11 protein-coding genes are annotated in these 9,921 nt (G+C 69.7%); 7 read left to right on the top strand and 4 right to left on the bottom strand.

The window, feature by feature from the left end; translation table 11 throughout:
* Positions 1 to 25: 25 nt before the first annotated feature.
* Both ABD339_RS32600 and ABD339_RS32605 read right to left on the bottom strand, forming a co-directional pair.
* On the bottom strand, positions 26 to 2,155 hold the full coding sequence (locus tag ABD339_RS32600; protein WP_425576165.1) for a type IV secretory system conjugative DNA transfer family protein: 2,130 nt from the start codon (positions 2,153 to 2,155) through the stop codon (positions 26 to 28).
* Positions 2,156 to 2,366: 211 nt separating this feature from the next.
* Positions 2,367 to 3,278 carry a DUF4231 domain-containing protein gene (locus ABD339_RS32605; protein WP_344570792.1) on the bottom strand — a complete coding sequence of 304 codons (912 nt, stop codon included), beginning with the start codon at positions 3,276 to 3,278 and terminating at the stop codon, positions 2,367 to 2,369.
* A gap of 135 nt (positions 3,279 to 3,413) precedes the next feature.
* On the opposite strand from ABD339_RS32605, the gene ABD339_RS32610 reads away from it, so the two are divergent.
* The 7 genes from ABD339_RS32610 (at position 3,414) to ABD339_RS32640 (ending at position 7,736) form a co-directional block, all read left to right on the top strand.
* Entirely contained in the window at positions 3,414 to 3,614 is a 201-nt protein-coding gene (locus ABD339_RS32610) for a hypothetical protein (RefSeq protein ID WP_344570793.1), read from the top strand.
* A gap of 331 nt (positions 3,615 to 3,945) precedes the next feature.
* Positions 3,946 to 4,509 (top strand): RNA polymerase sigma factor, encoded by a 564-nt coding sequence (locus tag ABD339_RS32615; RefSeq protein ID WP_344570794.1) that lies wholly within the window; start codon positions 3,946 to 3,948, stop codon positions 4,507 to 4,509.
* The gene (locus tag ABD339_RS32620; RefSeq protein WP_344570795.1) at positions 4,509 to 5,225 is read left to right on the top strand and encodes a hypothetical protein; all 717 of its coding nucleotides are present in this window, start codon (positions 4,509 to 4,511) and stop codon (positions 5,223 to 5,225) included. Before ABD339_RS32615 ends, ABD339_RS32620 begins: the two co-directional genes overlap by 1 nt.
* Positions 5,226 to 5,511: 286 nt before the next feature.
* On the top strand, positions 5,512 to 6,018 hold the full coding sequence (locus tag ABD339_RS32625) for a hypothetical protein (protein WP_344570796.1): 507 nt from the start codon (positions 5,512 to 5,514) through the stop codon (positions 6,016 to 6,018).
* Between the two features lie 47 nt (positions 6,019 to 6,065).
* Positions 6,066 to 6,383 (top strand): hypothetical protein, encoded by a 318-nt coding sequence (locus tag ABD339_RS32630; protein WP_344570797.1) that lies wholly within the window; start codon positions 6,066 to 6,068, stop codon positions 6,381 to 6,383.
* Between the two features lie 58 nt (positions 6,384 to 6,441).
* Positions 6,442 to 6,867 (top strand): Aca2/YdiL-like domain-containing protein, encoded by a 426-nt coding sequence (locus ABD339_RS32635; RefSeq protein ID WP_344570798.1) that lies wholly within the window; start codon positions 6,442 to 6,444, stop codon positions 6,865 to 6,867.
* Complete coding sequence (locus ABD339_RS32640) at positions 6,864 to 7,736, top strand: hypothetical protein (RefSeq protein ID WP_344570799.1); 873 nt, start codon at positions 6,864 to 6,866, stop codon at positions 7,734 to 7,736. The genes ABD339_RS32635 and ABD339_RS32640 overlap by 4 nt, the downstream gene beginning before the upstream one ends.
* A 156-nt stretch (positions 7,737 to 7,892) precedes the next feature.
* Here the strand turns inward: ABD339_RS32640 and ABD339_RS32645 are convergent, their stop codons facing one another.
* Both ABD339_RS32645 and ABD339_RS32650 read right to left on the bottom strand, forming a co-directional pair.
* Positions 7,893 to 8,549: an HNH endonuclease family protein gene (locus tag ABD339_RS32645; protein ID WP_344570801.1), complete on the bottom strand. Its 657-nt coding sequence runs from the start codon at positions 8,547 to 8,549 to the stop codon at positions 7,893 to 7,895.
* Between the two features lie 260 nt (positions 8,550 to 8,809).
* Complete coding sequence (locus ABD339_RS32650; protein WP_344570800.1) at positions 8,810 to 8,965, bottom strand: hypothetical protein; 156 nt, start codon at positions 8,963 to 8,965, stop codon at positions 8,810 to 8,812.
* Positions 8,966 to 9,921: the final 956 nt, after the last annotated feature.

Consider the following 9,921-nt stretch of genomic DNA (forward strand, 5'->3'; position numbering starts at 1 on the left):
GGGGCCTGCTCTCGTGCTCGGCCGCTCAACCGCCCAGTTGGGTGAGGATCGGCGGTGTGCGTTCCCCCCGGATGGTGGTGAAGGAGAGCACCGCGTGCCCGGCCGACAAGTCGTTGGCCAGCTCGGAGGCGGACCAGCGTTGGCGTTGCTCGCGTTTGACGGTCACGGACTCGGCGCTGACGTACCGGCCCGTCGCGATTTTCCGGACACCGTGCATGAACTTCGTGAACGGCTCATCGCTCACCAACTGCCGGTTGGTGACGGTACGGGTCTCTACCCACTCGGTGCCCCACACCTCGGCGAACCGTTGTGCGTCCCAGGTGGAGACGCCCGCGCACACCATGCGGCACCCGACCGCCCCCAGCAGGGGGCCGCGCAGGTGCTCGGGCACCTCGTCCAGGCCGCGCAGCGTCAGCATGGCGCCGGCGTTGACCGACCGCAGCCGCTGGAGTCCGCGCAGCGCCTGGGGGGTGACGACCTGCGCCGCGTCGTCCATGACCAGGCCGGCGAACAGCGACTGGTCGGCGCGGGCGGCGGCGCACTCGGTGAACTGCGCCAGGATCAGCCGCGCCAGGACCCGGGACGCTTCCGCGTGACCGCGCTCGGGCAGGACGATCCGCGCCCGCACCGGCCGGTCCAAGCTCCGCACCGAGAATGGGCGGTGCGTGGCGGGCGGGGCGCCGGGCGCGGTGAAAAAGCCCTCGAAGGCCGGCCGGTCCAGGAGCGCGACGCGGTCGCCCATCAGCGCGCGGATCTCGCCCGCGCGACTGGCCTGCCGCACAAGCGCGTCCAGCTCCCGCACCCACACGGCCGCCCGGCCGCCCTTGGCCTCCAGCGCGCCGCGCAGCTCGCGCAGCGCCTGGTCGTCCTCCAGCAGCTCGCGCAGCTCGGGCACGTCGGGGAAACGGCCATGGAGGGCTTGGAAGGGGCCGACGAGTTGCGCAAGTACGGTGGCCGCCCTCCGGCTGTCCCCGCCCCCCTGCGTGGTGGTCAGATCGCCGACCAGGGCCTCGGCCAGCATCGCGGCGGCCTCGTCCGGATCATCCACCCCGCCGTACAGGTCCAGCCCGAACGGCGAGCCCGGGTCCCCGAGACGCACGACGACGTCGTACGCCTCGTCGCCCCCGCTGCTGCTGCCGGAGGTGACGGAGATGACGGCGGCCTGCCCCGACAGCGCCTGGAGGCAGAGTGATTCGACGGTCGGCCGCACCAGCCGCGAGGTTTTGCCCGAGCCGGCCGGGCCGACGACCAGGGCTGAAGTGCCCAACACGCCGGGGTCGAGCGCTATGCCGGCGCCCCGGTACTCGTGCGCGTTGCGGTCGGAATCGACCGCGGTGCCCACGTGCACCTGGCGCAGCACCAGGTCGTGTCGCGTGACGCGGGCGGGCAGGTCGCGCTGGCGGGAGCCGTGCGGGCAGGCGGCGGCCCCCTCGGCCACCACCGCCCGCCCGAACGCGTCGCCGCGCTGCTGAGCGCGGGCGGCCTGCCAGGCCCGTGCCAGCCGCGCCTGATCAACATCCGACATGCGGCCCGCCTGAAGCTCCGCAGTCAGCCGCTCCGCCGCCTCGACGGCGCCGGCCGCGCGCAGCTCGGGCCACAGCGCGGGATCCTCGTGCGGCGGGGGAGGCGGCGGCGTACGAGGCATGGCCGGCACCACACCCTCCGGGCCGCGCAGCCGCGCCCCGATCCGGCGCAGCAGCTCCGGCCACTGCCCCAACCGGCCGAAGAAGACGACGATGCCGCCCAGCACCAGGGCGTAGTAGAGGTAGGCGCACACCACGTACGACATGTCGTCCCGCCAGCTGTCGGGCACCAGCACCGCCAGCGGCCAGATCCAATAGGAGCCCAAGTAGCCGTTCCACAGCAGCGACCACAGCAGCCACCCCACCAGGAAAGACACGGTCGCGGCGACCACGATCTGCCGAGTGGGGGCGCGATCCGGATCCAGCTCCGGACGCGCCTGGTGGCCGCAGCGCCAGATCCCCGGCCGCGCCTCCGGCCGGGGCGCACGCAGCCACGCCACCAGCGGCGGCAGCGCCGCCGGGGGAGCCTGCGCGGGCACAGGCGGCGCCCCCGGGGACGGCGGCGCCACAGGCGGCGGAGGAGGATGCCCTCCACCCTGCTGGCCCTGCTCCTGCGGATCCCCGGTTCCCATACCTGCCCCCTGCCCTGCCCTGCCCTGCGCTGATGTCGCGCGCCCAATCTATCGGCGCCCCCGGCCAGCGCCGAGAGCTGAATGCGCCCCTGAGAAGGGCAGTTGTCCCGATGAGCCGGATCTGCGGGCGAGGAGCGGTGCTGGGGCGGCATGGATCGGAACCGCCGGGAGTCGCGCGGTGGCGGGTCGGACCGACGCGCGGGTACTGGGCTCAGGCGGTGCCGGAAGGGCCTTGTGGCACCGCCTGTTCGGTGGGCTGGTCCAGTTGCTGCTGGCGCCGTCGCTGCTCGTTCCGCAGCTTTTCTACTTCCTGAGTGAACTGGGCGAGCGCCTGGTCCTCCTGGCCGGCCGTGAACCTGCTGTACTGCCCGACTCCGAGGGCGTGCGCGTTGGCCTCCTCCTCGATGGCGTCTGCGGTCTGCTGGAGGAAGTAGCTGCGCTCGCGATATTTGAAGTAGCCGGTGAACGTGCTGGCCAGGGCAACGCAGAACCCTACGGCGATGACCACGATGGTCTGCCAGTTCCACTCCCTCGTATCCAGCGCCGCAACGGTGGTCACCGTGGTGGACCCGGCCATGACCAGGGACTGAAGGCTGTTGTGGACCCTGCGGTACTTCCGGCTCTCCGCCTGGTACTTCGCGATGATCTCTGCGACATCCTCGCGGTACAGACTCCTGCGCTCCTTCAGCGGTGCCTGAGCCAGAGAACTCCATCGTCGAAAAGCCGCCTGGTTCAGTTCCAGACGATCCCGCAGCTCCGAGGTAGACAACCCATACCGGTCCTCAACCTGTTCGACAAAAGGGGCAAAAAATTCGCCCAATCTGTCCGTCTTCCATAAGTGAACGTAGCCCGTGATCAGTAAGAACAGGATCGAGAGCACGAGTGGCATGACCAATACGGCCTGGCCGGTGACCCGCCACTGATGCTGATCCGAAAAGATCGCGTTCCACGCCACCAGGCCAGGAATACACAGGGCCACGACGACAGCCGCTGTCCGCACCATACCGATGCGTTTTACCTTCCAGGCGAGGTCGCGCTCATCCTCCCGGACACTCTGCTGAAGCCTCCTCAGCGCGTCTTCGGGACTGGACAGATTCCCCGAACCAGGCAACTCAGCTCCCATCTCCCGTACCGTGTCCCGCGATTCTGCCGAACAGCGGATCACCACGGGGTGGGCTCCCCTACTTCACGGCCTCCCGCTCCGGTCCAGAACCCAGATGTCGGTGTGGGTCAGGGAGCGACCCGGCATCATCGGCGTATGGCGGAGCGGTGGGTGGATGTGACCCTGCATGGCGGGCCGTTGGACGGGATGACCACGGTCGTGGACGCGGACGACCCGGAGCCGGGAGTGGGCATCATCGCGGAGGGGTGCGCGTACCCGGGCGGACGGTCCTGGTACGAGCCGGATGCGGACGGGCGGTGGGTGTGGCGGGCTGACTTGCCCTGGGACGCGTACTAGACAAGCCGTGGTGACCGGACCGGCACGTTCCGTATTTTTTTCGGGTTACCGGTTGCACGCCAGCGCTCCGGCGCACGCCTTACCGGGCAGAGGATGCGACACGCACCTTCGAAGACCCGGGCGGACGAAGGGTCTTCGCCAGCCCGACGGAGGGGATTCCCGGGTCCGTGACCATTCAACTTGCGAGTGATCTGCTGACGGCCGCAGTCGGTCTGCGCGTCTTCGGACGAGACGCCTTGAGGGTGCTCCGCCGTGCCGCAGCCACCGGCGTACGAGTCGGTGTCCACGAACTCCACCGCGATGTCCCGTGCCGTACGACGGGAGGCCGCAGGTGAGCCAGGACCGACACGAGCACCCCGTCACCGGCGTATTGCCCATGACCGATCTGCCTGCTGACTTCCGGGCATTCCATCAGCTCAAGCGCGGCGCCTATGTGCACTGGGCCGAGCTGTACCTGGGCAACCGCACCGACGCCGAGGACGCCGTCGATGAGGCGTTCGAGCAGCTCTACTTCGGCTGGAGCAAGGTCCTCGCCCACGAGAACCCCCACGCCTACGCCTGGCGCGTGGTCAAGAACCGCACCATCGACCACGCCCGAGCCCGAGGCCGGCGGCCGGTCCTGACCGACTACGCGGCCTTCGAGACCGTCGCCCTGCGCGAAGCGGTTGACCACATCGGAGCACTGGAGCAGAACCTGGCCATCTACGCCGCCATCCGCGCTCTGCCCGAGCGGCAGCACGACGCCATCGTGCTGCGCTACGTCCTGGGCTACACCACGGGGGAGGTCAGCGACCTGCTGGGCATCACCATTCCCGGGGTCCGCTCCACCATCCGCTACGCGCGGCACCGGCTCAGGGAGTCCCTGGGGCTGGAACAGGAAGAAGGAACACGATGATGACTGCCATTGAGCGCGCACTGTCGCAGACCCGTATCGACAAGCGCCCCTACAAGGACAGCGACGTCACCCGGGCGGAGGCCCGGCTCTCCTACAAGATCGCCTCCAACACCTTCCGCGGCGCACTCAGCTTCGACGATCAGGTGCAGCCGGCCATGGACGCCGCCGTGCGCGGCCGGGACGGCAGGCGACAGCCTCCCCAGAACGCTTTCCTGCGCCAGCTCCAGGTCCTGTCCGAGACCGTCGTCGCCCAGGACCTGCACCCGCTCCAGGACTTTCTGGCCCACCGCCTCCTGGAGCCCGAGGGCGCTCTCGTCCTCGGCTGCGTCCTGCACCTGGCCTCCAGAGAGGACAGCGCAAGGTTCTGGTGGCAGTTCGCCGCCGGCGCCGGAGACATCGGCGGCGCTTGCTGCCTCTACCTCCACCACATGGGCCACGGCGAACGCATCGAGGCAGACCTGTGGCGCCACCAGATCGAGATCGGCCCCGCACACGTCCCCGCGCGCCCGGAGTTCGTCTCCCGCCAGGACCTGCTGACCACCCTGCGCATCCTGGAGGTCCTGCGCGCAGGCGAGGAAGGGCCGCACTTCACACCCGCCGTCTCCGCCGTCCTGGCCTACGTCCCCGACGCGGTCAGCGAGATCGAGGGCCTGGAGCTGCCGCTCCCCGAGCCCGGCTTCCCCGACCGCATCGAACAGCTCACCGCCAGCGCCTGAAGTACCGCCCCACCCGCGCCGGCCCGTCCTCGGCGTGCCTGAAATTGGGCAGCGCGGGCGGGTGGGCGTGTCAGAGGCCGGTCATAGGCTCGCGGGCATGGCTTCTGTGATTGATCCCGAGAGACATGCTGACAAGATTGTTTAGAGGCACACCCGTCGCCCGACCCGGTACCGCGAAAGAATCACGGGCCATCCACTTGTCATGCCCTAAATTAGGGCGTAGCTTGGTTGTCGTGAGGTCAGGGGAACAGCCCCAGACCACTCCGTAAGAGACTCGGAGCGAACGATGAACACCACCGCCGCCGCACTCCAGGCCAACGTCACCGTCGCCACTATCCGCACCTGGTGCCGCTACGGAGCCGTCACCGCCGTCAAGCAGGCCGGCCGCTGGATCATCGACTCCGCTTCCCTCGCCACCCGCATCGCCCTCGGCGCACTCAAGCGCCCCGCCCGCAAGGTCGAGTTCACCAGCGAGACCATGACCGCCATCGGCGGCAACCGCTGGCAGAAGAACGGCAAGGACCGCGTCTACATCAACGACTGGGCCGAGTTCGCGGGCATCGAAACCAACCGCTACGGCACCGGCAACATCAGCTCCGCCTTCTACCAGGGCGAGCGCATCTCCAACCGGCAGGCGGGCCTCCTCCTCGGCTCCATCAGCAAGGTCTGGTTCGACGCCGCCGACGGCAAGGTGCACTGCCGGTACGGCTGGAGCGAGTCCCGCGTCGCCGACCGCGAGGAGGTATGGGAGGCCGTCGTCGAAGGCATCCGTACCGCCATCTCCGCCCTCTGACACACCTCACCCGGCCACAGGGCCAACCACACGGAAGAGAGACAGCCATGAGCGAGCACTACACCGCCTGGGTCACCAACGACACTTCCTGCCTGGAAGGCGAGTTCATCGACCTGGTCGTCCTCGCCGACGACATCTGCGGCTACGAGACTGACCAGAACGGGCTCGAAACCGACACGCCCGTATGGACCTCCGTCGGTGATCCCCTCATGCGCGCCGAGACGACCGTCTCCGCCCGGGAGGAGTCCGGCGCCGACACCGCCATGGCGCAGGCGATCGACCTCCTCGCCGCGGCCGGGTGGGAGAAGGCCGGAGACTGGCAGGCCGTCACCACCGGCTATACCGTCGCCGTCCAGCGTTCCTGACCCACCACGCCCCCGGCCGACCGGCCGGGGGCGCACCCCTGCCACCAGGAGACATGACATGACCGGCTACAGCGACCCGCCCGGCATGCCGGAGGACGAGCGCATGACCGATGCCGAGTTCCGCATGGTCCGCGAGTTCCTCGGCCTGACCGGGGACTGGCTGGCAGCCCACCTCGGCGTCAATCCCCGCACGCTGCGGAACTGGGAGCAGGGCCGCTCCCCCGTGCCGGACGGTGTCCGCCTGGAGATGGAGGATCTGGAGCGGCGCACGGGCGAGTTCATCGGCGGTGCGGTGGAGAAGCTGATGGACCTGCCGGACCCGGGGCTCGTCACCTACCGGGACGACGCCGAATACCACGCTGCGCACCCCGAGGTCCCGTTCCCCGCGAGCTGGCACCGGGCCGTGTGTGCCCGTATCGCCCTCGAAGTGCCCGCGCTGTCCATCGCCTACGCCGACAGCGTCAGCCAAGCCAAGGCGTCATGAGCCTCCGTCCACGCGACATGCCGAAACTCCGTGACCAGACCCTCCGACACCTCGACGACCCCACATCCAACCTCCGGGCGAAAACCGGGGACGAGAACGCGACTGGCCTGGACGGACTCGCCAGCCATTTGCGTGTCGGGGGCCTGTACTGGGTCGCCCCCGACATGGCCGCACTCGCCATGTCCTCCGGATCCCAGCTCGCCGCTGCCCGCTGGGCTACTGCCGACCGCCCCACCCCCTGCGGGCTGATCATGTTCGACGGTGGTATCGGCCACTTCGATGCCCGGGGTGTCCAGATCCCCATCGAGGCATGCGCCTGGGGCCCTTACGAGGGCGAGTGCATGCTGTGGCTGCTTATGTCCCGACGCCGCCTCGTTGCGGAAATGGCCCGTGCCAACCTGCGGCTGGACGAAGAGCAGGCACCGCCCCTCCTCCCCGTGCACGGCTTCACCGTGCCGGTCACCACCCAGCCGGCTCCCCTGGCCGACCTCGACCCGAGCGTGCCCCTGCCCGTGATTGCTGCGCTGGCCGCGTCCTGGTTGCTGATGCAGCAGCCCAACCTCATCGACCGAACCCGCGAGCGCCCCGACAAGTCGGTTCGACGCTCCTACGCGCGGGCAGGCCGCGAGGACCCCGAAGTGACTGTTGTTGATCTGCGACGGCAGTACGTGCCCGATACCGCCGATCCCGACTCTGGTAGAGACGGTCGCCATTACCGGCACCGATGGGTCGTCTCCGGCCACTGGCGCAACCAGCCCCACGGCCCCGGGCAGTCCGAGCGGCGGCAGACGTGGATCGAGTCGTATGTGAAAGGCCCGGACGGCGCCCCGCTCCTCTCCACCGAACGGGTCAATGTCTGGCGGCGGTGAGCTCGCCCCGACGCCCAGGGCGGCCGGCGCGTCGTCGCCCGCGGCCATCGTCATGTGCCGCTGCTGGGCATCCATTCGTAGCTGCTGCCACCACGCCAGTCGATGATGTCGATGATGGGGCCCGCCCCGATGGCGGGCCCCACGTTCTCGCCGGGCTCAGTCGGCGATGTCGGTGCTGACCTTCGTGGTCGGGCACTGGACGGCCCGGCCGTCGAGCGCTGTCTTCTCTTTCTGGTCGATGGCGAGTTTCCAGCGGGTCTTGGTGGCGACCCAGTCCGCGAGGTACTGGCAGGACGCGCGGTGGGAAGGCACCCACCAGTCGCTCGGGTCCTTGTCGGCCTTCTGGCGGTTGTACTTGGCGGTCACCGCGACCAGCGACCGCTCGGACCCGAGATCATTGGCGTACCGCTCGCGCTTCTTCGCATCCCAGCCCGAGGCTCCCGAGTCCCACGCCTCGGCGAGGGGCACCATGTGGTCGATGTCCAGGCCGCGCGCGTTGTCGGTGTCCGCGTCCTCGTAGTAGGAGTGCCACCGGCCGCCGGTCAGTGTGCAGCCGGGGCCGACGGTGGGTGCTTCGGTGGCTTCGGCGATGAGGACTTCCTGCCTCGTGTTGCAGCCGTCACGGTCGGCGTCGATCCAGTGGCGGAAGCTGGTGCGCTTGTAGCCGGTGCGGTTCTCGGTGGCGAGGGGCAGGGAGTCGATGGCGCGCTGCACCGGGAGGTCGATGTGCTGGGGGGCGGGCTCGGCCACGGCGGGGGCTGCGGCGGTCAGCAGGGGGAGGGTAAGAGCGGCGGTCAGCAGGCCGCGAGTCATAGTGATCACGGTGCAGTGGTATCGCCCCTCGCACCCACGCGCCGGGCCTGCAAGGGCAGTTCACCCGACAGGGGAAGCGCGACACGACGGGGGCTGGGTGGCGCGGTCCTCTGGCCCGCCGGGTGGCCGGCGATGAACCTCAGCTTGTTCAGGGCCTGGGGCTGCTCTCGTGGTTGGGGAGTCTGGCCGATGTGTGGGTGGTTGGGGCCCGTCCCCGGGGCGGCGGGCCGAAGGCGGGGGCCGGGCCCGCCGCCCCGGGGTCAGACACGAAGGGCAACCACGGTAGCGATCGCTGCGATCACGGCTACCGCGAGCAGCGCGGGGTCGGTGATGGAGGGGTGTTCGTGTGCGATGTAGGCCGCCATCCCCGCGAGGGCGAGCGTCGCCAGGATGAGAGCGAGAAGGTCAGTGCGCATCAGAAGTGGTGCCTTCCTCGGTAGTTGGGCCGAGTGGGCCCGTGGACGAGGAAGAGGATCGGGGACGCGGGGGTTAGCCCCGCAACTCTCGCGAATTTGAGCATTGATGCAGGTCAACGCGCCGATCGCGGGGGCGTTCGGATATTCGCGGGGGCTTGACGCTCTTGGGGGCTGCCGTATACCGGGCCAGCGCATTTGTTCGGGGGCGAGCGGTTGTTTCTCGGGTGACCGTGGATTGGTTCGGCGGAGCGTTCGGGCGACCGATGGATAAGCCGTGGGACGGCTGACTGACTGTCAGGTGGGCCCGGGTCGGGGCCCGTGCCCGCTCCGGCCGGTGGGCTGGTCCTCGCCCTGGCCGCGCCCGCAGAGGGGCCAACACCGCGCCCCTCTGCGGGCGTCTGTGCAGTTCAGGGCGGGGGCGAGCGGCACGGCGAGGAGGACCAGGACCACGGCCCCGGAGGGGCGAGCGGGGGCGAGCGGAGGGCGAGCATCCGCCGGGGGGTGGTGGCCCGGGACCCCAAACACTACACAGCCTAATATGTGATGCAGGAGGTGTGCCCCCGATCCACCAACGGTACATGTGCATCACGTGTCGTGATCGACCTGATCGGCTAGCCCGCAAGCCTGCTCGCCGGCTAGCCGATCACCCTCGCCCCCTCCCCCTGCTGCCAGCCCCACCCCCGCAGCGCAGCGGAGGGGGTGTGCCTGAATCCCGGATGCTACACAATCCCGCAGGTGATGCACCATATTGAGGCACCCTCAAGGCCGGGGAGCGTAAGCGGACCGGCCCCCTGCCCGCGCAGCGGGCAGACCCCTCGCAGCGCAGCGGAGAGGGGCACGGCCGTGCAACGGCCGCACCGTTCGCGCTTGCGCGAACGGTGACACTCCGTTATGCCCGGCGCTCCGCGCCGGGTCTCACTCCTGCCCGCGCAGCGGGCAGGTACCCGCTCCGCGGG

It is taken from the genome of Streptomyces axinellae (assembly GCF_039532135.1).
Taxonomy (GTDB): domain Bacteria; phylum Actinomycetota; class Actinomycetes; order Streptomycetales; family Streptomycetaceae; genus Streptomyces; species Streptomyces axinellae.